This window comes from Bradyrhizobium sp. Ken64 (genome assembly GCF_055807555.1).
Genome location: NZ_JBVVPA010000008.1, coordinates 1 through 24,094, shown reverse-complemented (window position 1 = coordinate 24,094; position 24,094 = coordinate 1). Strand labels below are relative to the sequence as shown.

The 24,094-nt window shown below is 64.5% G+C and carries 22 protein-coding genes and 1 pseudogene; 4 read left to right on the top strand and 19 right to left on the bottom strand.

Annotated elements, in window-relative coordinates; all coding sequences use genetic code 11:
- Positions 1 to 120: 120 nt before the first annotated feature.
- Positions 121 to 1,512, bottom strand: a complete 1,392-nt coding sequence (locus AC0L2F_RS15630) for a peptidoglycan DD-metalloendopeptidase family protein (protein ID WP_473248951.1) — start codon at positions 1,510 to 1,512, stop codon at positions 121 to 123.
- A gap of 109 nt (positions 1,513 to 1,621) precedes the next feature.
- Entirely contained in the window at positions 1,622 to 2,272 is a 651-nt protein-coding gene (locus AC0L2F_RS15625; RefSeq protein ID WP_473248950.1) for a protein-L-isoaspartate(D-aspartate) O-methyltransferase, read from the bottom strand.
- Between the two features lie 225 nt (positions 2,273 to 2,497).
- Between AC0L2F_RS15625 and AC0L2F_RS15620 the strand changes: the two genes are divergently transcribed.
- The gene (locus AC0L2F_RS15620) at positions 2,498 to 2,869 is read left to right on the top strand and encodes a response regulator (RefSeq protein ID WP_007610705.1); all 372 of its coding nucleotides are present in this window, start codon (positions 2,498 to 2,500) and stop codon (positions 2,867 to 2,869) included.
- 19 nt (positions 2,870 to 2,888) lie between these two features.
- Here the strand turns inward: AC0L2F_RS15620 and surE are convergent, their stop codons facing one another.
- From surE to AC0L2F_RS15560, 12 genes are all read right to left on the bottom strand, one after another.
- Positions 2,889 to 3,656: a 5'/3'-nucleotidase SurE gene (gene surE, locus AC0L2F_RS15615; protein ID WP_007610706.1), complete on the bottom strand. Its 768-nt coding sequence runs from the start codon at positions 3,654 to 3,656 to the stop codon at positions 2,889 to 2,891.
- 88 nt (positions 3,657 to 3,744) lie between these two features.
- Complete coding sequence (locus AC0L2F_RS15610) at positions 3,745 to 4,107, bottom strand: hypothetical protein (protein ID WP_473248949.1); 363 nt, start codon at positions 4,105 to 4,107, stop codon at positions 3,745 to 3,747.
- Positions 4,108 to 4,203: 96 nt separating this feature from the next.
- Positions 4,204 to 5,535 carry a serine--tRNA ligase gene (gene serS / locus AC0L2F_RS15605; RefSeq protein WP_473248948.1) on the bottom strand — a complete coding sequence of 444 codons (1,332 nt, stop codon included), beginning with the start codon at positions 5,533 to 5,535 and terminating at the stop codon, positions 4,204 to 4,206.
- Positions 5,536 to 5,732: 197 nt separating this feature from the next.
- Positions 5,733 to 6,545, bottom strand: coding sequence for a twin-arginine translocase subunit TatC (tatC, locus tag AC0L2F_RS15600; RefSeq protein ID WP_007610712.1), 813 nt, complete (start codon positions 6,543 to 6,545; stop codon positions 5,733 to 5,735).
- The gene (gene tatB, locus AC0L2F_RS15595; RefSeq protein WP_473248947.1) at positions 6,542 to 7,096 is read right to left on the bottom strand and encodes a Sec-independent protein translocase protein TatB; all 555 of its coding nucleotides are present in this window, start codon (positions 7,094 to 7,096) and stop codon (positions 6,542 to 6,544) included. Before tatB ends, tatC begins: the two co-directional genes overlap by 4 nt.
- Before the next feature lie 89 nt (positions 7,097 to 7,185).
- Positions 7,186 to 7,422 (bottom strand): twin-arginine translocase TatA/TatE family subunit, encoded by a 237-nt coding sequence (locus AC0L2F_RS15590; protein WP_007610722.1) that lies wholly within the window; start codon positions 7,420 to 7,422, stop codon positions 7,186 to 7,188.
- 166 nt (positions 7,423 to 7,588) lie between these two features.
- Positions 7,589 to 8,329: an SMC-Scp complex subunit ScpB gene (gene scpB, locus AC0L2F_RS15585; protein WP_473248946.1), complete on the bottom strand. Its 741-nt coding sequence runs from the start codon at positions 8,327 to 8,329 to the stop codon at positions 7,589 to 7,591.
- A 21-nt stretch (positions 8,330 to 8,350) separates the two neighbouring features.
- A complete protein-coding gene (locus AC0L2F_RS15580) occupies positions 8,351 to 9,190 on the bottom strand; it encodes a segregation and condensation protein A (RefSeq protein ID WP_007590654.1) in 840 nt (279 codons plus the stop codon).
- Positions 9,187 to 10,215 (bottom strand): beta-N-acetylhexosaminidase, encoded by a 1,029-nt coding sequence (nagZ, locus tag AC0L2F_RS15575; protein WP_473248945.1) that lies wholly within the window; start codon positions 10,213 to 10,215, stop codon positions 9,187 to 9,189. Before nagZ ends, AC0L2F_RS15580 begins: the two co-directional genes overlap by 4 nt.
- A 45-nt stretch (positions 10,216 to 10,260) precedes the next feature.
- Positions 10,261 to 11,832, bottom strand: a complete 1,572-nt coding sequence (locus AC0L2F_RS15570; protein ID WP_473248944.1) for an SPOR domain-containing protein — start codon at positions 11,830 to 11,832, stop codon at positions 10,261 to 10,263.
- Positions 11,833 to 11,971: 139 nt separating this feature from the next.
- Positions 11,972 to 13,762 (bottom strand): arginine--tRNA ligase, encoded by a 1,791-nt coding sequence (gene argS, locus AC0L2F_RS15565; protein ID WP_473248943.1) that lies wholly within the window; start codon positions 13,760 to 13,762, stop codon positions 11,972 to 11,974.
- A 9-nt stretch (positions 13,763 to 13,771) separates the two neighbouring features.
- Complete coding sequence (locus AC0L2F_RS15560) at positions 13,772 to 14,980, bottom strand: deoxyguanosinetriphosphate triphosphohydrolase (RefSeq protein ID WP_473248942.1); 1,209 nt, start codon at positions 14,978 to 14,980, stop codon at positions 13,772 to 13,774.
- Between the two features lie 134 nt (positions 14,981 to 15,114).
- Between AC0L2F_RS15560 and erpA the strand changes: the two genes are divergently transcribed.
- Complete coding sequence (gene erpA / locus AC0L2F_RS15555; RefSeq protein WP_007610737.1) at positions 15,115 to 15,444, top strand: iron-sulfur cluster insertion protein ErpA; 330 nt, start codon at positions 15,115 to 15,117, stop codon at positions 15,442 to 15,444.
- Positions 15,445 to 15,569: 125 nt separating this feature from the next.
- On the opposite strand, the pseudogene AC0L2F_RS15550 reads toward erpA, so the two are convergent.
- A pseudogene (locus tag AC0L2F_RS15550) lies at positions 15,570 to 15,989 on the bottom strand (DUF4272 domain-containing protein).
- Positions 15,986 to 16,234 (bottom strand): DUF4272 domain-containing protein, encoded by a 249-nt coding sequence (locus AC0L2F_RS15545; protein WP_473248941.1) that lies wholly within the window; start codon positions 16,232 to 16,234, stop codon positions 15,986 to 15,988. The pseudogene AC0L2F_RS15550 and the gene AC0L2F_RS15545 overlap by 4 nt, the downstream one beginning before the upstream one ends.
- 142 nt (positions 16,235 to 16,376) lie before the next feature.
- Between AC0L2F_RS15545 and AC0L2F_RS15540 the strand changes: the two genes are divergently transcribed.
- On the top strand, positions 16,377 to 17,276 hold the full coding sequence (locus AC0L2F_RS15540; RefSeq protein ID WP_473248940.1) for a hypothetical protein: 900 nt from the start codon (positions 16,377 to 16,379) through the stop codon (positions 17,274 to 17,276).
- A gap of 147 nt (positions 17,277 to 17,423) precedes the next feature.
- Here the strand turns inward: AC0L2F_RS15540 and AC0L2F_RS15535 are convergent, their stop codons facing one another.
- Positions 17,424 to 19,754 (bottom strand): ATP-binding protein, encoded by a 2,331-nt coding sequence (locus AC0L2F_RS15535; protein ID WP_473248939.1) that lies wholly within the window; start codon positions 19,752 to 19,754, stop codon positions 17,424 to 17,426.
- A gap of 133 nt (positions 19,755 to 19,887) precedes the next feature.
- Here AC0L2F_RS15535 and xth point away from each other — a divergent pair, with 133 nt between their 5' ends.
- Positions 19,888 to 20,685 carry an exodeoxyribonuclease III gene (gene xth / locus AC0L2F_RS15530; RefSeq protein ID WP_007610740.1) on the top strand — a complete coding sequence of 266 codons (798 nt, stop codon included), beginning with the start codon at positions 19,888 to 19,890 and terminating at the stop codon, positions 20,683 to 20,685.
- A 15-nt stretch (positions 20,686 to 20,700) separates the two neighbouring features.
- Here the strand turns inward: xth and AC0L2F_RS15525 are convergent, their stop codons facing one another.
- Positions 20,701 to 21,522 carry a tetratricopeptide repeat protein gene (locus AC0L2F_RS15525; protein ID WP_007590646.1) on the bottom strand — a complete coding sequence of 274 codons (822 nt, stop codon included), beginning with the start codon at positions 21,520 to 21,522 and terminating at the stop codon, positions 20,701 to 20,703.
- Positions 21,509 to 23,233: a dihydroxy-acid dehydratase gene (gene ilvD / locus AC0L2F_RS15520; RefSeq protein WP_063996212.1), complete on the bottom strand. Its 1,725-nt coding sequence runs from the start codon at positions 23,231 to 23,233 to the stop codon at positions 21,509 to 21,511. Before ilvD ends, AC0L2F_RS15525 begins: the two co-directional genes overlap by 14 nt.
- Positions 23,234 to 24,094 lie beyond the last annotated feature (861 nt).

Genomic DNA, 24,094 nt, shown 5'->3' with positions numbered 1-24,094 from the left:
CGGGCGATCCAGTATTCCAGAGACGGTTGTGATCGATCGAGACGCTGCGGCGTACTGGGTCGCCCGGCCGAACCGGGCGACGCCACCGAGTTTGTGGCGGTGGCGTGCCCTACTTCAGGCTCACGCCCCGTTCAGGAATTGAAGCGGGTCAACCGGGCTCGATCCCTTACGGATCTCGAAGTGAAGCTGCGGCGACGCCACCTCCCCGGATTGACCCGACTTGGCAATGACCTGGCCGCGCTTGATGGTATCGCCGCGCTTCACCATCAGCTCACTCGCATGGGCATATGCGGTGACGTAGCCGTTGGAGTGCCGAACCAGGACGAGATTGCCGTAACCTTTCAGCTCGTTGCCGGAATAGGCAACGACACCGTCTTCAGCTGCCTTGACCGGCGTACCCTCGGGCACCGCGAGATTGATGCCGTCGTTGGACTTGCCATTGGTCTTGGCGCCGTAGCTCGTGACCACCTTGCCGCGCACCGGCCAGCGGAAAGTCGGCAGCGCGCTGGTGGTCTCCGCAGCTTTCGCCGGAGCTTCCGCGGCCTTGTCTTCGACATTCGCCGTGGCCTGGGCCAGGCGCGCGCTCTGCACGGGCGCGGCGACGGCCGCCATTTTGGTAGCGGGCGCAGGTGCGGCCGCAACGGGCTGCAGCGTCCCCGCGACGGGAGCGGCTCCGACCGGAGCCGCGGCAAGCGGTGCTGCGACAGCGGCGGTCTTGGCGCCGGGCACGGCCAGCCTGGTGCCGAGCTTGAGTTTTGCAGAGGGATTGAGGCCGTTGGCACGGGCCAGTTCAGCCGTCGAGATATGGTTCTTGCGGGCAATGCTGGCGAGCGTGTCGCCGTGGTTGACGAAGTGCGTGCTTGACGGCGCGGCAACGGCCGCAACCTGCCTCGCAGCAGGCGCCAACGCGGGGGCCGCCGCAACCGGAGCCATGAGCGGCGCGGGCGCAGCGGCGGTGGCCTGATGCGGAATGATCAGCTGCTGGCCGGGCGAGAGCGCGCGCGGGCCCTTATAGCCGTTGGCCGCGAGGATTGCCTGCGGCGTGACGCGATAGCGTTTGGCAAGCAGGTCGAGCGTATCGCTGGTGCCGACGATGATCTTGGTTCCACCGACCGGCTGGGCGGCTGCAACCGAGCGCGGCGGCACGGTGGCCGTGGTCTCGAGATGCGGCTGCGCCGGGGGGGCGTAGGAGCCGACACCGCGACCACCTCCGGACACACCGCCTGTTGCAACGGGGTAGGATTGCGGCGCGGACACCGCCGGCGGCAAAGGCTGCGACTGATAGGAACCGGGCTGCGTCTGCGGCCGCGAATATTGCGGCAGCTCACGCTGCGGCGGCGGTGCCTGCTGCACCGAACCGGTCGATTCCTGCGCGAAGGGATTGGAGAAGTTCGACTGGGACATGCGCGACGACATGTCGGCGCTGCACCCTGCGAAGCTGAAGGAGATCAGCGCCAGCACCGCGACCTGCGGCACACGGCGCGAGTAAAGCAACTCGGCGGCAACGGACATGGTTACTCACTCGTACGCAACAGAACTGGTGTTTTAAGTAAACACGCGCCGAGTAAATAACGGCTTAACCCTCCCAATAAGACGTTGTCAGCACAGCCAATCCGGAATTCTACAGCTCCCGCGCCACACCGGGCAGCGCCGGCACGAAGCGGACCTCGACGAGTTCCCTGCGCTCGATCCCGGCTTCGGTCCGGCTCAGCCGGATCAGCGTCTGCACCCCCTGATGCGGGCCGACGGGCGCGATCAGGATGCCGCCCACCTCCAGCCGCTCGACCAGGTTCTCCGGGAGCTGCTCCATCGCGGCAGTGACGATGATGCGGTCGAACGGGCCGATATTGGGGGGCAGATTGAGTCCGTCGCCCAGCATCACCTCGACGTTGTGATAGTTGAGCTTTTCAAGCCTGATACGTGCGGCATCCGCCAGCTTGCGGTAGCGCTCGACCGTCAACACCTGGCCGGCGAGCCGCGACAGCACCGCCGCCTGGTAGCCCGAGCCGGCGCCGATCTCGAGCACGCGGTGCTTCTTCTGAAGCTGGAGCTGCTCGGTCATGTAGGCGACGACGAAGGGCTGGCTGATGGTCTGCCCGCAGGCGATCGGTAGCGCGCTGTCGCGATAGGCGCCGTCGCGATCGGCGTCGTCGACGAATTGATCGCGCGGCACCTCCTCCATGGCCCGCAGGACCGCCTGGTCGCTGATGCCCCGACGCCTCAGCGTGAGCTGAAACATCATCTTTTCCGGCGGGTGCTGATGGGAGGTCATTGCCTGCTTGTGCTGTCTTTGGGGTCCGGGACGCCAACCTGGGGCGCGAGATTCTTGTTCCGGCTCAGGGAACCCATGATAGGCTTCGGATGGCGTAGTTGACCACAAATTGGCTTGCAACGGGCGAGCCGCGATGGCCATTTTCAGGCATCCGTTCGTCGAAACGCGCATTGCGTCGATTCATGTTATCTGCGAACGTTTTTGGCAATGGGCAAGGACTCCACTATGACCGCGACGGGGCTTACCGGCCGCTCTGTATTCCTCGTCGAAGACGAGGTGATGATCAGGATGATGGTCGCGGACATGCTCGAAGAGCTTGGCTACAAGGTCGCAGCCGAGGCTGGCGACATCAGCGAAGCCATGCGGCTCGCCCAGGCAACCGAGTTCGACATCGCCATTCTCGACGTCAACGTCAACGGCAAGGTCATCTCGCCGGTCGCCGACGTCATCAAGGCGAAGGGCTGCCCGTTCATCTTCGCCACCGGATACGGCTCCTCCGGCCTGCCCGAGCAGTACCGCGATCGGCCGGCGCTTCAGAAGCCGTTTCAGCTCGACGCGCTCGGCAAGACCATCGAAGCCGCGCTTCGCGGCGGCTAGGCCCCGTTCCAGGTCGGACTTACTTCAGCGTTGCACTCAGCGCCTCGGAAAACGCCTCGTTGGTCCGGTCGAGCCTGAGCGGCGTGACGGAGACGTAGCGTTCGCGCAGCGCCGCGAGATCGGTGCCTTCAGCGGGCGTATCCATCATCGCAGTGCGCTCGAAGCCGATCCAGAAATAGGGATTGCCACGGCCGTCCTTGCGCTCGTCGATTTTGAGGAAGCCGAGGTTGCGCTTGCCCTGCCGCGTCACGCGAATGCCCAGCACATCCTCCGGCGCGCAGGCGGGGAAGTTGACGTTGATGACGGTGTCCTTCGGGATGCCGGCGGCGATCACCTTGCGCAGGATGTCGGGCCCGAATTTGCGCGCAGTGTCCCACAGCGGCCGGTCGCGGGTCTCGACGCTGAATTCCTGCGACAGGGCGAAGGACGGCAGCCCCAGGATGGTACCCTCCAGCGCGCCGGCGATGGTGCCGGAATAGACCACGTCCTCGGCGACGTTGCGGCCCTTGTTGACGCCGGACAGCACGACATCGGGCAGCTTGGCGCCGAGGATGTGGCGCGCGCCCATGATGACGCAGTCGGTCGGCGTGCCGCGCACCGCGAAATGCCGCGGTCCGACCTCGCGCAGCCGCAGCGGATCGTTCAGCGACAGCGAATGCGACACACCGGACTGGTCGAGCTCAGGCGCGACCACCCAGACGTCGTCGGACAATGCGCGCGCGATCTCCTCCAGGACCTTGAGGCCGGGGGCGTGGATGCCGTCGTCATTGGTGCAGAGAATGCGCATGGGGAAGGTCGATTCCTGAAGCGGGTCTGAGCCGTCTTATCCGGCTGGGGCCGATCAGGCAAACCGGACCGATCCCGGCTTGGGCCGGCTATCGGCGAACGCGCCATTGCGGCAGGAAGCGCGCCAGCCGGCCCTCCGCGTGCAATTTCATCGCCGGCACGACCGGGCTCACGATGGGAGCCTCGATGACGCCGAGCGCCTCCAGCTGTGCAACGAACGGATCCGCCAACGGCGCCTGCGGAAAGCGTTCGCGTGCCAGCGTCAGTGCCCGGTCGAAATCCGCGGCATTCACACCGGGCTTGGCCCGCCGGCTCTGGACGAGATGATCGTCCCAGAGCCGCGTGATCTCGATGTCGAGCACGCCACGCAGCCGCTGATCGACAGCCTGGATGCCGGCACCCGTCACCGCCCATTGTCTGCCGACCCAGAAGATGTCGCGGTGCAAGGCCATGAACGATCGGTTCGCGTTGTCGGGTGGCCGGCAGGATAACCGGCCGCCCGATCTTCGCAACCAAACGTTTCGACCGTTTCAGGCGAGCAACGTGCCTTACTCGCGCGCGACGACCTTCAGGCCGCCCATATAGGGCTGGAGCACATCGGGGACTGCAATCGAGCCGTCCTCCTGCTGATAAGTCTCCATCACGGCGATCAGCGCGCGGCCGACCGCGGTACCCGAGCCGTTCAGCGTATGCACGAAACGCGGCTTGCCGTCGGGCCCGCGCGAGCGGGCATCCATGCGCCGCGCCTGGAAGTCGCCGCAGACCGAGCAGCTCGAGATCTCGCGGAACATGCCGCCCTCGCCCTGCCCCGGCATCCAGACCTCGATGTCATAGGTTTTTTGCGACGAGAAACCCATATCTCCTGCGCACAGCGTCATCACGCGATAATGCAACTCGAGCTTCTGCAACACCTGTTCGGCGCAGGACAGCATCCGCTCCAGTTCGTCCTTGCTGGTTTCGGGCGTTGTGATCGAGACCAGCTCGACCTTGGTGAACTGGTGCTGGCGGATCATGCCGCGGGTGTCGCGCCCGGCCGCACCCGCCTCGGCGCGGAAGCAGGGCGTCAGCGCAGTCAGCCGCATCGGCAATTGTTTCTCGTCCAGGATGGATTCGCGGACGAGGTTGGTGAGGGCAACCTCGGCGGTCGGGATGAGGCCGAGGCGCTCGGTCATCAGCCGCTCCGGGTCCGGCGCGGCCAGGAGCTCACCCCTGATCGCCCAGAACTGATCGTCCTCGAATTTCGGCAACTGCCCGGTGCCGAACATCACCTCGTTGCGCACCAGCAGCGGCGGATTGACCTCGGTGTAGCCGTGCTCGTTGGTATGCAGGTCGAGCATGAACTGGCCGAGCGCGCGCTCCAGTCTCGCCAACCCCTTCTTGAGCACGACGAAGCGCGCACCCGATAGTTTTGCCGCTGTCTCGAAATCCATGTAGCCGAGGGCGGTCCCGAGATCGTCGTGCAGCCTCGGCGCGAAGCCGTAATTGCGCTTGTTGCCGAACACATGGTGCTGAACGTTGCCGTGCTCGTCGACGCCATCGGGCACTTCGTCTAACGGGATGTTCGGAATCGCGGACAGCTCTTTCGTCAGCTCCTCGTCGGCAGCCTTCGCGGTCGCCTCGAGCTCCGGCATCGTGGTCTTGAGCTCGGTAACTTCCGCCATCAGCTTCGCCGCGCGCGCCTCGTCCTTCGCCTTCTTGGCATCGCCGATTTCCCTGGAGGCCGCATTGCGCCGCGCCTGCGCCTGCTCGGAGGCCAGGATCGCTGCGCGCCGGGTCTCGTCAATCGCTAGCAGCGAGGCCGACATCGGCTTCAGGCCGCGTCGTACGAGGCCGGCGTCGAAGGCTTGCGGGTTGTCGCGGATCGATTTGATGTCGTGCATGGCCGAGGTCCTGGGGCAGCGCGTAAACAAACAACGGCGAACGTTGTCAGTTTACATCAGCGCGTCTCCTAGCACGGCTGTCACCATCCGCGAAGGCGGATGATCCAGTATTCCAGAGACGTCCGTGATTCCCCGAGAGGCCGCGGCGTACTGGATTCCCCGCTTTCGCGGGGAATGACACCGGAGTATGGGGCGCCCTACTCCGCCGGATTGGCCGGCGTCGATACGTCGGTGCCGCTAGAGGCTTGCGAAGCTGCCGCCTTCTTCTCCACGATCCCCACCGCGATGATCGAGCCCTCGTAGAGCGCGAGCAATGGGATCGCGAGCGAGCACTGGCTGAGCACGTCGGGCGGGGTCAGAACGGCCGCGATGACGAAGGCGACGACGATGAAATAGCGGCGCTTCTCGCGCAGCATTTTTGAGGTGACGATGCCGATACGCCCGAGCAGTGTCAGGATCACCGGAAGCTGGAAGGCGATGCCGAAGGCGAAGATCAGCGACATCATCAGCGACAGATATTCGCCGACCTTGGGCAGCAGCTGGATCTGCGCGGTGTCGTCGCTGCCGGCCTGCTGCATGCCGAGCGAGAAGCGGACCAGCATCGGCAGCACGACGAAATAGACCAGTGCTGCGCCCATCACGAAGAAGAACGGGGTCGCGACCAGATACGGCAGAAAGGCCTGCTTCTCGTGCTTGTAGAGGCCCGGAGCGACGAACTTGTAGATCTGCGTCGCGACGATCGGGAACGAGATGAAGCCGGCGCCGAACAGCGCGAGCTTGAGCTGGGTGATGAAATATTCCAGCAGCGCCGTGTAGATGAATTTCGAGTTCTCGGGACCCGCGACCCACACGAACGGCCAGACCAGCACGTTGTAGATCTGCTTGGCGAAGAAGAAGCAGAAGATGAAGGCAATGCCGAAGCCGAGCAGTGCTTTGATCAGCCGCGAACGCAGCTCGATCAAATGGTCCATCAGGGGAGCTTTGCTGGCCTCGATATCCGCGGCGCTCATGACGCTCTGGCGTCCTTGATCGCCTCGGCCGGCGCGGTGTCCTGGATCACCGAATCTTGCGTGGCCGAACCTTGCGCCACCTGCGCCTGCTCGACCTCACGGGTGATGGCGAGCGGCTCATTCACGGCCGCATGTGCCTCGGCTTCCACGAAGGTCTCGGGCGTCGGCGCTTCGGGCGTGGTGGGCGTCGACGGCGCCTCGATTGAAGTCGCCAGCGGTTCGACAGCGGTGGTGGTCGAGGTCTCGGCTGGCTTGTCCAGCGCATCGACGCGGAGCGCGTCGCTGACGTCTTTCTGAAGCGAAGTCATCAAATTGTTGCCGGCGAATCCGGAAGCCGCTTCCTTGACCTCGTCAAAGCTCTTCTTGAGGTCGGCCATTTCGGCCTCGCGCATCGCTTCCTGGAATTGCCCCTGGAATTCGGCGGCCATCTTGCGCGCCTTGCCCATCCATTGCCCGACCATGCGCAGCACGCCCGGCAGCTCTTTCGGGCCGATGGCGATCAGGGCCACGACCCCGATCAGGACCAGTTCACTCCACCCGATGTCGAACATGAGGTCTTCCGTTCACGCCAGCAGCAAGCCGGCCCAATCCCTCGCGCGCAGGATCGGGTCCGCTACCCGCGTCTCGCGTGCTCTCTGGCTCAGACGGCCTTGCTGCCGACGTCGGACCGTGCCGCGGTCGGCGCGGCATTGTTGTGCTCGATGGACTTGGCCGGCTCGGGCTTGTCGGCGACCTTGTCGTCGTCCTGCATGCCCTTCTTGAACGCCTTGATGCCCTGCGCCACGTCGCCCATCAGATCCGAGATCTTGCCGCGACCGAACAGCAGCAGGACCACTGCGATCACCAGGACCCAGTGCCAAATGCTGAGTGAACCCATCCTGCAACCCTCCAAACGCGCATGGCCGAGGACCGGCCGATCTTCACCGAAACCTAGGCTTGGCAGGTGTCAAAAACAAGGACCAAGGCAGCGCCAATTCGCTGTTGGCGCTACGTAATTTTGCTAGTGTTAACTGGTCGCAGGTGTCCGGTAAAAGGCCGGGACGTCAGTCCTCGCCACCCTCATTGCCGCCTTCCGGCGGCGTCTCGGGCTCGACCGCGGGCGCCAGCGCAAGATCAAGGTCCTCGCCCGGTTCCAGCGGATCCTCGTCCTCCCGCAAAGTCGGGTCATCCGACGGCGTCGGCACGCTGAATCCGGTCGGCAGACGCGAATCCAGGAGGCCGGTGCCCTTCAGCTCCTCCAGGCCCGGCAGATCGCCAAGCTGTTCCAGAGTGAACTGCGACAGGAAGTCCTCGGTGGTTCCAAAGGTCAAGGGACGGCCCGGCGTCTTGCGACGGCCGCGCGGCTTGATCCAGCCGGTTTCCAGCAGCACGTCCAGCGTGCCCTTCGAGGTGACGACGCCGCGGATCTCCTCGATCTCGGCGCGCGTCACCGGCTGGTGATAGGCGATGATCGCCAGCACCTCGATCGCGGCGCGCGACAGGCGGCGGGTCTCGGTGCTCTCGCGGGTCATCAGCCAGGCGAGATCGCCCGCGGTGCGGAAGGTCCATTTGTTGGCGACCCGCACGAGATTCACGCCGCGCAGGGAATAGTCGGCCTGCAACTGCTCGAGCGCGGCCTTCACGTCCACGCCCTCGGGCATGCGCTTGGCCAACGTCGCGGTGTCCAGCGGTTCGTTCGAAGCGAACAGCAGCGCTTCCAGCAGCCGCAATTCTTCGGGACGTGCCTGGGACTCGTTCTCCATCGGCTCGGCCTCTTCTACCCGCACTTCAGCCAGGCTTGCCATGGCAGATTCTCCTTGTTGCACTTAAGCGACCGGCGCATCGGGCGCAGGAGCTGCGTCCATGACCGGCTTGGGGCGCCCCTTCCGGAAATAGATGGGCGCAAACGCCTCTTTCTGATTCAGCTCGAGCTGACCTTCGCGCACCAGCTCGAGCGCAGCCGCGAAGCTCGAGGCGAGCACCGTCGCGCGCTGCGTCGGATCGGCGACATGCTGCAGCAGAAAATCGTCGAGAACGCCCCAATCGTCTTGCTCGCTGATGCTGCCGACCAGCCGCTCCAGCGTGGCGCGCGCCTCGGCGAGCGACCACACCGTGCGCTTGGCCAGATGCACGCTCGCCAGCACGCGCGACTGGCGCTGCGCGGCATAAGCGGTGAGCAGGTCATAGAGCGTCGCGGTGTATTTCGGATGCTTGATCTCGGCGATCTGCTCGGGCTCGCCGCGCGGGAAGATGTCGCGCAGCAATTGCTGCCGGTTCATCAGCCGGTTGGCGGCTTCACGAATCGCCTCCAGCCGGCGCAGGCGGTTGGCGAGCGCCGTCGCCATCTGCTCGGCGCTCGGGCCTTCCGCACTCGGCGGCTCCGGCAGCAGCAGGCGAGATTTCAGAAAGGCGAGCCAGGCCGCCATCACGAGATAGTCGGCGGCAAGCTCGAGGCGGATCTTTCGCGCGGCTTCAATGAAGTGGAGATATTGGTCGGCGAGCGCCAGGATCGAGATCTTGGCGAGATCGACCTTTTGCTGCCGCGCCAGTGCGAGCAGCAGGTCGAGCGGACCCTCATAGCCCTCGACGTCCACCACCAACGCCGGCTCACCCTCGGCGAGCTCTGCGGGCCGCCCGGTTTCAAACGATAGGATTTCTGCGGTCATGCCGATGCCGTGTTTGCCCGTGCGATCAATGCGTCCAGTTCGACGCGCGCGGCCGCGCGATCAAACGGTTGCGGTCCTTTACGCGCCGCGAGCGCGGCCTTCGCCCGCTCCAGCGCCCTGCCCGCCAGTTCGGGTGTCTGGCCGGCGACATCACGCATTTCCTCGATGTTGCCGTTGCAATGCAGGGCCATGTCGCACCCGGCCGCAAAAATTGCGCGGGTCCGCTCGGCGATATTGCCCGACAGCGCATTCATCGACACGTCATCACTCATTAACAAACCCTGGAACCCGATTGTGCCGCGAATCACCTCAGCGATCATTGTCGCAGATGTCGTCGCCGGATGGGCGGGGTCGACTGCGCTAAACACAACATGTGCAGTCATGGCCATCGGCAAATCTGCCAGCGGCTTGAATGCCGCGAAGTCGGTGCGGTCCAGTTCGTCTCGCGACGTGTCGACCGTCGGCAGATTGAAATGGGTATCGGCCGTAGCTCGGCCATGGCCGGGGATGTGCTTGAGGACCGGCAACACGCCGCCCTCTTCCAGGCCCTCGGTGACCGCGCGGGCGATCGCGGCGACCTTTCCCGGTTCGGTGCCGTAAGCCCTGTTCCCGATGACGGCGTTGGCGCCAGCCACGGGCACATCAGCCAGCGGCAAGCAATCCACGGTAATGCCGAGATCGGCGAGATCGGCCGCGATCAGCCGGGCGCTGAGGCGCGCCGCGGTCAGCCCGAGCGCCGAATCAGTATCGTAGAGGCCGGCGAAAATAGCGCCCGGCGGATAGACCGGCCAATGCGGCGGCCCTAGCCGCTGCACCCGTCCACCCTCCTGGTCGATCAGGACAGGAGCATCCCCAAAACCCGCGACCGCCCGCAATTCCGCAACGAGTGCAGCAACTTGAGCCGGCGTCTCGACATTGCGCTTGAAGAGGATGAAGCCCCACGGGCGTTCGCTGCGGATAAACTCCCGCTCGGCGGCGGTCAGTTCCGTTCCGGAAACGCCGGTAATGAAGGCCCGCGTGCTCATACGGCCGATTAACCCTGACCCGCGGGAGGGTCAAGGAAACGGCCGTTAATTCCTCTGGACGAAGCAGGCAGACAGGCCAGCGGATTTCAAACTGTTGCAGGCCTGGTTCGCCTCTTCGAGCGAGCCGTAGGGACCAGCGAAGGCGCGATAGACGATTCCCTTGCCCTTGTCGGTGAGGTCGACCCGCTTGACCACCGGTGCGCGGGAGCCCAGCACGCTGCCGTACTTGCTCTGAAGCACCCGGTAGGAGGCGTGGGCGCTATCCTCGGTCTGCTGCGATGAGACCTGCACGACGTAGCCGCCGCCGCTGCTGCTCGGGGGCGCAATTTGCGTCGGATTGGTCGCAGCCATCCGCTGCGGCGGCTCCGCACCCGGCGCCGATTGCGGCGCCAGCGAGAGCGGCTGATTGGCGCTCGCATTGGCCGAGGTCGGCGGCGTGCGCGGTGCAGCCGGTGCCGCGACGGGCTTCGGGAGAGCTGCCGGCTTCGCGGCCGTGGCCGCTGGCGACGCGGTGGCGTCAGTCTGATCGCCCTTCACGGCCACGGTCCTGATCGCGCGCGGCGAATTGTTCGGCAGCGTGCCGTTGCTCGGATTCGGGCCCGCACTCGACAGAGGAATGCTGGACGGCGACACGCTCGCGACCGGCGGCGGGTTCGCGTTCTGGTTCAGCGGCGGGAACACCACGCGGGGACCTCCCGCCTTGGCGTTGACGTCGACAGGCGCCTCCTCGCGCGGCACGATCTTCTCGGTGCCATCTCCGGTGACCATGCGGTCCGGCACCTTGGCCGAGGAGTCCGACGGCGCCGGCACGATTTTGGTCGGCGTGTTGTCGGCCTTGATGATCGGCGGCTCGCCGCTGCGGGGCGAGCCCACATAGGTCTTGTAGGCGAACGCGGCGCCGGTCCCGACCACGGCAAGCGCCAGGATCGCCGCGACCGTCATCATGCCGCCGCGCTGCTTCTTCGGCTCGTCGAGATCGGCCTCGGGGTAGTCGCTCTGGAACGCGTAGGGATCGTCTGGATAGGCGGGATCGCGCTGATAGTCCTGCTCGCCCGCCTCCGGCCGTCCGTAGAGCGCATCGTCGTAGCGCGCTGGATCGGGCTGCTGATAGGCTTGCTCCTGGTAAGCCTGATCGTGCTGCTGGTAGGCCTGATCCTGATAGGCAGGAGCTTGATAAGCAGGAGCTTGATAGCCCTGATCCGGATAGGCCTGCGGCTGACGAAAATCAGGTTCGGGCTCGGGTGCAGCCGGCTGGGCAGAATACCGATGCAGTGGATGAACCGGGTTTACGGAAGGGGGATAGGCAGGCTCAGTTGGCGCCGTCTGCGGCTGCACATTGGCGCGCCGCATCCATGAGGGCGGTCCGGGCGGCGGAGGAGGAGCCTGCTCGGCATAGTCCTGCTGATAATCGTCCTGGTGATAGTCGTCGTCCTGATAGCTCTGGACAGGCGCGGGCGCTGCTGGCGGGTGCGCGCCCGGCCGCCCCTGCGCTGCGAACGGATCGGTCTGCCCGATCAGACGTGCAAGTTCGGCCAAGGGATCGCCGCCCCCATGCTGATCGCCACCGCGACCATAGTCATCGGAAGGAAACGGTCTGTCCTGATATCGTTCGGCCATCGTGATGATGCGTCCCTTCGGGAAAGCCGCGCGCCCCTCGACCAAGGCACGGCTTTCGACCCACAAGGCTTTCAACCAAGTCTAAGCGATCCGGCTTCTGCCGGTTACCCCCGAAATCCCTTAAGTAGTTCGCCCCAAACTACCGCATCTCGTCCGGAGCATGGACGCCGAGGATGGCGAGGCCCGATGCCAGGACAGAGACGACGCCCTGGACCATGGCCAGCCGCGCCTTCGTTAGATCTGCATCATTATTGATAATGAAGCGTAAATAGGGCAAATCGCGCCCCTTCGTCCAAAGTGCATGAAATTCGCTGGCTAAATCATAGAGATAGAAGGCAATTCGGTGCGGCTCGTGGGCGCTTGCTGCCGCCTCCAGCATGCGCGGAAAAATTGCGAGCCGCTTAAGAAGGTCGAGTTCAGCCGGGTCCGACAGCCGTTCCACCGCCGACTCACCGAGCCAGGCGATGCGCGTTTCCGTGTCCTCCGGGAGTTCCGGGAACAGCTCGGTCCGGGCGTTGCGGAAGATCGAATGGCCGCGGGCGTGGCCATACTGCACGTAGAACACCGGGTTGTCGCGCGACTGTTCCATGACCTTGGCGAGATCGAAGTCGAGCACCGCGTCGTTCTTGCGGTAGAGCATCATGAAGCGGACGGCGTCCTGGCCGACTTCATCCACCACCTCACGCAAGGTGACGAAGTCCCCGCTCCGCTTGGACATTTTCACCGGCTCGCCGTTGCGCAGCAACTTCACGAGCTGGACGATCTTGACGTCGAGCGCCCCCTTGCCGGAGGTGGTCGCCTTCACGGCCGCCTGCATGCGCTTGATGTAGCCGCCATGGTCGGCGCCCCAGACGTCGATCATCTCGGCAAAACCACGGTCGAACTTGTTCTTGTGGTAGGCGATATCGGCGGCGAAGTAGGTGTAGGAATTATCCGACTTGACCAGCGGGCGATCGACGTCGTCGCCATAGGCGGTCGCCTTGAACAGCAACTGCTCGCGATCTTCCCAATCCTCGGCCGGGGCGCCCTTTGGCGGCGGCAGACGGCCCTGGTAGACGTCGCCCTTGGCGCGCAGGAAATCGATGGTCTCGGCGACCTTGTTGTTGCCGGCGTCCTGCAGCGAGCGCTCGGAGAAGAACACGTCGTGACGGATGTTGAGCGCGGCAAGATCGTCCTTGATCTCGTCCATCATCATTGCGATCGCCTTGGCGCGAACCGTCGGCAGCCATTGCGCCTCGCTCATGGCGAGCAGCTTGTCGCCATGCTCCTGCGCCAGGGCCTGCCCGACCGGCTTCAGATAGTCGCCGGGATAAAGGCCTTCCGGGATCGCGCCGATGTCCTCGCCGAGCGCCTCGCGATACCTGAGGAAGGCGGAACGTGCGAGCACGTCGACCTGCGCGCCGGCGTCGTTGATGTAATATTCCCGCGTGACGTCACGGCCTGCAAATTCAAGCAGGCTCGCCAGCGCGTCGCCGAACACGGCGCCGCGGCAATGGCCGACATGCATCGGTCCGGTCGGGTTGGCGGAGACATATTCGACGTTGACCTTGGAGCCGCCGCGGACGCGGCCGTAATCGGCGCCCTCGCGCAGCACGGTCCGTAGCGCCTCGGCCCATGCGGCCGGCTTCAGCGTCAGGTTGATGAAGCCCGGACCGGCGACGTCGACCTTCGCGATCAGCGCATCCGCGCGCAGCCGTTCGGCGATCTGCTCGGCGAGGTCGCGCGGCTTTGCCTTTGCCTCTTTCGCAAGCACCATCGCCGCGTTGGTCGCCATGTCGCCATGGGAAGCATCGCGCGGCGGCTCGACCACCACGCGCGAGAAATCGATGCCCTCTGGCCAGTTGGCTTCCGCCGCGAGCGCGCGGCAGACCGCGTGCACGCGTGCGAGCACGTCGGCGAACAGGTGCAGTGCTGAGGATGTGTCGGGCATGGGCGCCGCCTAACGCAAATCCGGGGTCGAGTCAAAGAGCCGCTGGTGCTCGGTCAGGGCGAAACGGTCGGTCATTCCGGCAATGAAATTCCCGATCCGGCGAGCCCGGTCGCCCTCATTGTCCGCCTCCGCCCCGACCAGCCATTCCGGCGGCAGTTCGCCGGGCGATTTGAGGTATTTCGCGAACAGGTCGAACAGGATCTGTTCCGCCTCACCCATTACCCGCATGACCCGTTTGTGGCGGTACATGTGCTGATAGAGAAAGCGCTTGATGGCGGCCTCCTCCTCGGCGACCTCGGCGGGGAACGCGATCAGTGCCCGGCTCTGCTGGCGCACGTCCTGGGCGGATTGCGGTTTCACGGCGGCAAGGTTGGTCTGCGCCTCGGCGAACACGGCACCGATCAGGTGCGAGATCAGCTCGCGCACCAGCTCGGCGCCGCGCCTGACGTCTTCGAGATCGGGGTAATGCGCAGACGTCTCGGCGATGATCTCCGCGGTCAGCGGCATGACCTTGAGGTCGTCGAGGTGAAACAGACCCGCGCGCAGGCCGTCGTCGATATCGTGGGCATCATAGGCGATGTCATCGGCGATCGCGGCGACCTGTGCCTCCGGCGAGGGGAAACTCCACAATTCGAGATCGTAGGTCTTGACGTAGTCGGCGATGCCGACGGGAATGCCGTGCTCGCGATAACGCCCGACCGGCGCACCGCTGCGATCGGTCAGCGGGCCGTTGTGCTTGACGATGCCCTCCAGCGATTCCCAGGTCAGGTTGAGTCCGTCGAATTCGGGATAACGGTGTTCCAGCGCCGCAACGACGCGGAGCGTCTGGGCGTTGTGGTCGAAGCCGCCAAAATCCGTCAGGCAGGCGTCCAGCGCCCGCTCGCCGGCGTGCCCGAACGGGGGATGGCCGAGGTCGTGGGCGAGCGCGAGGGTTTCCGTGAGGTCCTCGTCCAGCCCGAGCTGCCGGGCCAGCGCCCGGGCGATCTGCGCCACCTCCAGGGAATGGGTCAGCCGGGTGCGGTAGTGGTCGCCCTCGTGGAACACGAACACCTGGGTCTTGTACTTCAGCCGGCGGAACGCTGTGGAATGGATCACCCGGTCGCAATCCCGCCGGAACGGGCTGCGGGTCCGGCTCGGCGGTTCCGCGACCAACCGGCCGCGGCTGCGATTGGGATCGCAGGCATAGGGCGCGTGGGGGGCAGCCATTCCGACGGACACGGCGAATTTAGTCCCTATCCATTTGATTCTGCGTATGGTGGCACTTAACTATGCCGGACGCGGGATACCAACTGAATTGGGCAAGCGACCCTCAGGTGATCTTGGTGTGACCGCGGGCCTATCGGAGACGAACGATGACGACTGACGTGACCATCAGTGACAAGGCCGCACGCCGGATTGGGGAGATCCTCAAGGGCGAAGGGTCTGGCGCGATGCTGCGGATCTCGGTCGAGGGCGGCGGCTGTTCCGGCTTTCAGTACAAGTTCGACATTGACCGTGCCCGCACCGACGACGATCTCGTGATCGAGCAGGACAATGCGGTGGTGCTGGTCGATTCCGCCTCGCAGCCATTCCTGGCGGGGTCGCAGGTCGATTTCGTCGACGATCTGATCGGCGCCTCGTTCCGCGTCAACAATCCGAACGCCACGGCGTCCTGTGGCTGCGGGACCAGCTTCTCGATCTAGCCCGACTCAAAATCTGAAAAACAACCCCATGCAAAGTAGCCGGGAAGCCGGCACGATCAACTTCGTATTTTACGAAAATAACTTGACGTGTCGGGCAAAACAGGGGTCATGTACTCGGTAGAGTATTATGTGTCAGTCGTGACATTATCCCACGCTTGTTCATGGTATCCGATAAGCCAGTTCAAAGCGTAGTGCCTTTCTTGCGTCACGCCAGGATCGAGACCCGCCGGTACCTCCTGTCCCTATACGGCATTTCTAACAGTCCAGTGGTACCTGTAGACCAGATCGGCCTGATCAAGAATGTCGGCGATCGGACGAAGTTCGGAGTCTTCGATGAACTGAGAGGTTGTCCTTTCGGCCATTGTCCCAGCGGCGAATCCCACGTCGCAAATCTGAGCTGGCTTTCCTAATCGCGCCACGAAGCCCATTGCCCAAAGCAGCGTCCAAGCGGCTTCGTGCCGCCAAGTGAATTGAATCCGGTCGTGCTGCGAGGGGGGACTTGTCGAGCACGAAAGCGAGTGAGATGTGGCCGGAGTTCGTATCATTCCAGAAGTTGTTCAACTAGCTCTTCCCCAAGACCTTCGCCCTTTGCAGCAACGAAAAGGACGCAAAGAGTGCGTAGCGCGACTTCTTCTTTTGATCGTTTCAGCGACTCAGCCGCAGTTTCAATAACGGGTAATGTGGCAAGGACAGGTACGCCCTCGGCTCGAAGGATCACTTCTGACCTGAGCCTTCGATCAATAGCCTCCGCTGAGACCCCGCCATTGTCCGCTGACAGCCCCTCATTCATCTCGCCCCCCAACACCTGTTGAACCTACAATATTACGAGGCACCTTCGGCAGCGACGAGATCGAGCATTCCATCGCAGCCGCTTGGACCGTAAGCCAGACTGCGGCACGCCGTGGGCGCCAATAGCTGAGAACAATTATCCAATGCGCATGACCGATCGCCTGTTCTGCTGCCTCGCTCTCTTCCTCGCCGTTGCAGCCGTCCCGCCTCCCGCGCTCGCGGCCGAGACCTGCCCGTTCATCAGCGCCCGGGAGCTCGCCGGCGCGATGCCGGCGCTCAAATGGTCACTGATTTCAAATCAGGACGGCCGCGGCTGCATCTACCAGGGCGGGCGCGGCGACACGATGATGCTGACCGTGTTCCGCAATCCCGAGAAGGACCGCGCCAGGGAATTGTACGCGACCTTCGTCAAAACGCTCGCCGAGCGCATGCCGCTTAACGCGGTGTCAGGGATCGGCGACGAAGGCCAGGGCGGAACGAGCGCGACCGGCGCGGAGCGCCAGGAGGCTTCGGTTGTTGCCTTGTCCGGCGATTACATTCTGCAGATCAGCGTCTATCCGATCGGCCGGCGCGCCGACGACGCGCTGCTCGGACCGATCACCCAAGCCGCGCGCGTCGCCGTTGGCAATGTGAGCAAGACCAGCGAGCGGTTCGGCACCTGCGAATGGCTCACTGCCGCGGACGCCGACGGCTTTCTCGACAAGAGCACGCTGCAGGTCCAGCGGACCGGCGCAGGAAGCTGCATGATGTTCGATCGCGAGGCCAACACTATGATAGTAGCGGTCATCGCGATCTCGCGCGACACGGTCATCAGCATGATGAAACGCCCGGGCCCGTGCCAGCACGTCACGGTCCCCGAGCTCGGCAGCGAAGCGTTCGGCGAGCATTCTTGCACCAAGGGCAACGGCAACGCGGTCAACATCTTCGTCTGGAAGAACGGCAGGCAGGCTTCGATCCTGTTCGCGCCGGTCAAGCCGCATCCGGCGTCCGGGTCTGTCGAGCGTCTCAAGGCGGTCGCCACGCGAGTGTATGGAAAGCTGTAACGTCTTACATCGTCGGCCGTGGCTCAGCCGGATGGAGTACCAGGTCGATTTCGTCGACGATCTGATCGGCACCTCGTTCCGCGTCAACAATCCGAACGCCACGGCGTCCTGCGGTTGCGGGACCACTTCTCGATCTGACGTCGCCGGCTAGGCGCCGGTGATCTGCCTTTCCTCGTCCGTCCAGTCCGCCTCGACCGGCATCTGCTCTGGCTGAAGCGGGGCGTCCTCCGATACCCATTGGCCGTCCAGCGCACGCAGCAGCGCCGTGACCAGCGCAGGCTTGCGCAGCGGTTTGGCGAGGAAGTCGGACATCCCGGCCTCGCGGCAGATCTTGACGTCCTCGGGGAAGGCATTGGCGGTCAGCGCGATGATCGGCAAGGCCGCGAAGCGTCCGCCCTCGGCGCGGATCGCGCGGGTCGCGGCAAGGCCGTCCATCTCGGGCATGCGCACGTCCATCAGCACGATATCGTAATCGCCTTCGGACACGGCCGCGACGGCCTCGACACCGTCGGTCACGACGCGCAACTCGACATCGAAAGCGCCGAGCATCTTGCTCACGACCATGCGGTTGACGGCGTCGTCCTCGGCGACCAGCACCTTCAGCGGCCGGTCGAGGCCCGCGATGCGCGCCTTGAGATCGTCGGCTTCGTCGCGGTCTGCATTGTGGTCGGATGCCTGCGCCTGGCTCCAGGGCAGCACCAGCGTAAAGCGGAAGGTCGAGCCTTCGCCCGGCGTCGAGGTGACGCCGATGGTGCCGCCCATCTGCTCGATGATGCGCCGGGAGATCGCTAGGCCCAGCCCGGTGCCGCCGAAGCGGCGGCTGATCGAGGCGTCGGCCTGAGCGAACTCGGAGAAGAGCTGGCCGAGCTTCTCGGGGGCGATGCCGATGCCGCTGTCGGTCACGCTCCATTCGACGGTGGCGAGCAGATCGCGGCGGGCCTGACAGACAGCTGCGATCGTGACTTCGCCTGCGTCGGTGAACTTCACCGCGTTGGCGGCGAGATTGAGCAGGACCTGGCGGATACGCGCGACATCGCCGCGCAGCGTCGGCGGCAGGTTGGGATCGAGTTCGACCTTGACCGCAAGCCCCTTGCTCTTGGCGCTCGCGCGCACGACGGTCGCCACGGCTTCGACCATCGCCTGCGGCGCGAAGTCGATCACCTCGAACGCGAAACGTCCGGCCTCGAGCTTGGAGAGGTCCAGAATGTCGTTGAGGATGCGCTGGAGATTGTCGCCGGACTCGCGGATCGTGGTGACGGCTTCGTGCTGCTCCGGATCGAGCTTTGTCTCCAGCAGCATGCTGGCAAGCCCGAGCACGCCGTTCATCGGCGTGCGGATCTCGTGGCTCATCACCGCGAGGAAATCGGATTTGGCACGGCTCTCGGCCTCGGCCTTTTCCGCGCGCCAGCGCTCGGTCACGTCGCGGCCGAAGCCGCGATAGCCGAGGAATTGACCGTCGCGGTCGTAGGCCGGCTTCGCAGTGAGCGACCACAGCCGCGCCTCGCCGCCGGCGACCACTTTGAGGTTCATCTCGTGCAGCGGTTCGGCGTGCTCCATCAGGCCGACGACGTTGTAGGCCGCGCTCTTGTCTTCGGGGCACAGCATGTCGAGCACGTCGGCGAAATGCGAGCCCTTCAGCAACGGCAGTGGCAGCTGTGCGACCGCGGCGAAGCGCTCGGGCACGTCGACCAGATGCCCTTCGGCGTCGGTCTGCCACAGCCAGTCGCTAGCATTCTCCTGAAAATCCTTCAGCAACAGCGAAATGATCTCGGTCTTGCGCTCGAGCTCGAGCTGGGCCTTGAGATTGCCGAGGAACAGATTGCCTTGCGAGACGATGTTCCGCGCCATGAAGAACGCGAACAGCAGCAGGAACACCGCGGTCACGAGGTAAGGCCCGGTGCCGCACAACAGCAACGCACCGGCGCAGGCGATCGTCGTCGTCGCGAGATAGACGAGGCCCGCGCGCGGGAAGGTCGACAGCGTGAAGGCGCCGCCAGACATCATGCCGACCATCAGGCAGGCCAGAATGAGCTGGCTGGTTGGCTCGATGTGGCTGAACAGCGCAACCGGCAGCGTGCCCCAGATTGCGGCGAGGAAAAACGCCTGCCGCAACATCTGCCGCGCGGCGCGAGGCGAGGCTTCCTGCGGCGGGCTCTGGTGAGAGCGCCGCCACGCGCGCACCGCGAGCGAGGCGGCGGTCGCGAGGGTCATGCCCCAGATCGCGAGAAAGTCGTTCCAGCCACGGCCCCAGAACAAGATCAACACGACGGCGACGTTGAGCATGGTGACGGCCATCGTCACGGGAATCAGCCGTATCACCGCGTCGATCTGCTTGGCGCGGATGCGGCTCAGCTCCCTCTCGCTGAGACCGGCGGTCAGGCCGTCCTCGATCTCGTAGCCGCCGAGCCAGTACAGGAACGCGCCGATCAACCCGTCGCGGGGCTCGGTTCGCTTCATGGATTTGTCCGGCCGTCCCATTCGAAAAACCTTTTCACGATCAATGGCCCGGGCCCGACTTAAGCCGGGTTAATTTTGTGGGAGATTTCGCAGCCTCCTTGACGGGCGCGTTTGCATTTTGTTCTAACGATGGCCCCTGCCCGGAGCCGCCAAGATGCCCATCAGAATAGCCACCTGGAACGTGAACTCGGTCCGGCAGCGGATCGACCTGTTGCTGACCTGGCTGAAGGAGTGCCAGCCGGACATCGTCTGCCTCCAGGAGATCAAATGCGTCGACGAGGCCTTCCCGCGGCTGGAGATCGAGGCGCTCGGCTACAACGTGGTCACCCACGGACAGAAGACGTTCAACGGTGTCGCCCTGCTCTCGAAGCTCCGGTTCGATGAAACCAAGTCGGGGCTGGCCGGCGACGACGAGGACGCCCATGCCCGCTTCCTCGAAGGCGTGGTGACGCTCAAGTCCGGCGTGCTGCGCATCGCCTGCCTCTATCTGCCTAACGGCAATCCGGTCGGCACCGAGAAATATCCTTACAAACTCAAATGGATGTCGCGGCTTCTTGAGTATTCGAAGGAGCGCCTCAAGACCGAGGAGCCGCTGATCCTCGCAGGCGACTTCAACGTCATCCCGCATGCCCGGGACGTCCATAATCCCGCCGCCTGGACCGAGGACGCCCTGTTCAAGGCCGAGACGCGGGAGAGTTTTCAGTCCTTGCTCGGCCTCGGTCTGACCGATGCGCTTCGGGCCGTCACCGACGAGCCCGGGCTCTATACGTTCTGGGACTACCAGGCCGGCGCCTGGCAGAAGAACCACGGTCTGCGGATCGACCATTTGCTGCTGTCGCCACAGGCCAGCGACCGGCTCGCCAATGTCGGCATCGACAGCTATGTGCGCAGCTGGGAGAAGCCGTCGGACCACGTGCCGGTGTGGGCGGATCTCGATCTCGAGGCGGCGTGAGGCCGCCTCAACCCATCACTCCCGGCGGCCCTGCACCCATTGCTCCAGCATCTGCAGGCACATGGCGCGATCGTCGTCGGAGGCCTTTGCGAAGGCGCGGTTGTAGTTTTCCTTGATCCAGGTCTCGTCGCTGCCTGCGCTGTCGCGCGCCAGCGTCAACCACATCAGGCCGCGCGCGGCCTGCCGCGGCAGGCGGTCGCCGTTGAATAGCATCTGGCCGAGCAGCGCCTGGGCCTCGTGCTGGCCCTTCTGCGCGGCGAGCCCAAGCCAGCGTGCGCCGTAGCGGAAATCCTCGCGCGAAGCGTCCGGCGTCTTCAGGTACAGGCGGGCGAGATCGTATTGCGCATCCGCGTTGCCGAAATAGGACGCGGCATACGAGAACATCTCCCGCGCCCGCTCCTGGTCCGGCTTGACCTTCGAATTCGGGATGCCACTGAGATAATAGCGGCCGAGCGCCACAAAGGCGTTGGCGACGATCTGCGCCTGCGGCGCCGACGGGCTGTCCTCGGCGTGCGCGTTGGCGATGCGGGTGAAATACTCGAACGCACGCACATCGTCCTGGGCGACGCCGTCGCCATTGGCGTACATGCGGCCGAGCTTCCACTGCGCGATGGGGTGGCCACCCTCCGCGGCATATTGCAGGGCGCTGAGCGAGGTTTCCTGGGGCACGACTGGCGGTACATTGCGCACCTTGCCTGCTGCGCCCGGCAAGGTCGTGACCACCGGGATGGTCGCATCCTTCTGGCTGACGGGTGCGCCGTCAAAGGCGAGCGCCGGCGCGGCCAGCGCGGTAGCCCCCAACACAAACGCAACGATGGTACGCCTAGATGTCCGCATAGCACTGTTTCTCGTGCGCGCCGCCCGGATGGGTCACTGCCCCACCGACCGCTGGTCCAACCTGCTGAGCATATTTCCAGAGCGCGCCCGTCGTGTGGTTAGTCGCGCGAGCGGTCCATTTGGTCTTGCGTTGGGCAAGCTCCTGGTCGCTCAATTTTACGTTAAGGGTACCGGCGACCGCGTCGATCTCGATGATATCGCCGTCCTCGAGCAGCCCGATCGGGCCGCCGATGGCGGCTTCCGGCCCGACATGGCCGATGCAGAAGCCCCGGGTGGCGCCGGAGAAGCGGCCATCGGTGATGAGCGCGATCTTGCCGCCCATGCCCTGGCCGGTCAGCGCCGCGGTGGTCTGGAGCATTTCCCGCATGCCGGGACCGCCCTTGGGCCCCTCGTAGCGGATCACGATGACTTCGCCTTCGCGGTAGGTGCGCTTCTGGACGGCCTCGAAAGCATCCTCCTCACGGTCGAAGCACCTGGCCGGACCGGTGAACCTGAGGTTGGACATTCCCGCGACTTTCACGATCGCACCTTCTGGCGCCAGATTGCCCTTCAGACCGACCACACCGCCGGTGACGGTGATGGGTTTGTCTGCCGGGTGCACCACGTCCTGGTGCGGATTCCACTTCACGCTTTTGAGGTTTTCGGCGATCGTTCGACCGGTGACGGTCATGCAGTCACCGTGGAGAAATCCGTTGTCGAGCAGCGTCTTCATCAGAAGCGGTATGCCACCTACTTCAAACATGTCTTTGGCGACATAACGGCCGCCCGGCTTCAAATCCGCGACGTACGGTGTCTTTTTGAAGATTTCGGCGACGTCGAACAGGTCGAACTTGATGCCGGCCTCGTGCGCGATTGCCGGTAGGTGCAGTGCAGCATTGGTCGAGCCACCGGACGCGGCGACCACCGCGGCGGCATTCTCCAGCGCCTTGCGGGTGACGATGTCGCGCGGCCGGATGTTTTGGGCGATCAGCTCCATGACCTGCTCGCCCGCGGTCATGCAGAAGGCGTCACGAATTTCATAGGGGGCCGGAGCACCAGCCGAGTACGGCAGCGCCAGCCCGATCGCCTCGGAGACGGTCGCCATCGTGTTGGCGGTGAACTGCGCGCCGCAGGCACCCGCCGAGGGGCACGCCACGCGCTCGATCTCGTCGAGGTCCTCGTCGGACATCGCGCCGACGGAGTGCTTGCCGACGGCTTCGAACATGTCTTGCACGGTCACCTGCTGGCCCCGGAAATTGCCGGGCAGGATCGAACCGCCATAGATGAAGATCGAGGGCACGTTGAGGCGGACCATCGCCATCATCATGCCCGGCAGCGACTTGTCGCAGCCGGCCAGGCCAACGAGGGCATCATAGGCGTGACCGCGGATCGTCAACTCGACGGAATCGGCAATGCATTCGCGCGACGGCAGCGAGGAGCGCATGCCGTCATGGCCCATGGCGATGCCGTCGGTCACTGTGATGGTGCAGAATTCGCGCGGCGTGCCGCCGGCGGATGCGACGCCCTTCTTCACCGCCTGCGCCTGGCGCATCAGGGAGATGTTGCAGGGCGCGGCCTCGTTCCAGCACGAGGCGACGCCGACGAAGGGCTGGTGGATCTGGTCGGTGGTCAGACCCATGGCGTAGAGGTAGGACCGATGAGGCGCGCGCGCAGGGCCTTCCGTCACGTGACGGCTCGGCAGCCTCTGCTTGATGTTGCTCTTCGCGTCCATCGCAAACCAGTTTCCCCGGCCAACCCTTTCAGACCCGAAAAATCAGAGCCAAGATTTGAATCGACCTTTTGAATCGACCTTGGGGATTTCCGTCGCCTTCAGGACCACCGCTGCCGCTAAAACATTCGAGTGAATTTATTCATGTTCGGGTGTGGCCAAAAAGCGGCGTTGATGCGAACGGACAGCGATGATGGATAAATCCGTGATGAGTGTTGCATGGGCGGCACAATCGTGGCCCGGAGGACACGAATTTTCCCTACCAAAATACCATCGCGGGCGTGGACATTTGCAACTTCAGATTTTGTGGCAGGCACCGTGCGCGCCCATTCGACTCGCGACCGCGCGAACTGAGGTGAGTCGGTGTTTTCGCCTCCTCATCGCGGGGGCAGCGAAGCTCTCGTGTCCCGGACGCGCTGCAGCGCTCTTGCGCTGCTGCGCAGAGCCGGGACCCAGGACGACACAGTAAACTGCAGCGAGATGGGCCCCGGCTCTGCAGCGCACCGTCGAAGGGACGCTGCGCTGCGTCCGGGGCACGAGAGCGGAGCGTGAGGCACGTTCTCTCCACATCGTCATTGCGAGCGCAGCGACTTGTCCGCCGAAGCTTTAGCGAAGGCGGAAGCAATCTAGAATCCCTCCGCGGCGGCAGACTGGATTGCTTCGCTGCGCTCGCAATGAGTATGAGGCGGCAGCGCCACTTTTCCAGCTCGCATCTTGAATGCAGACACAGCTTCGCATCCTCGCGGCGCAAATCGCCCGAGTTTTGCTTCGTCATTCCACCCTCTTGATCCAAGAGGGCGCAGGGAAGGCCGGGTGCTGACCTCGCACCCGCGGTCCGCTGCGCGAAAAGCACACGCAGGAAAA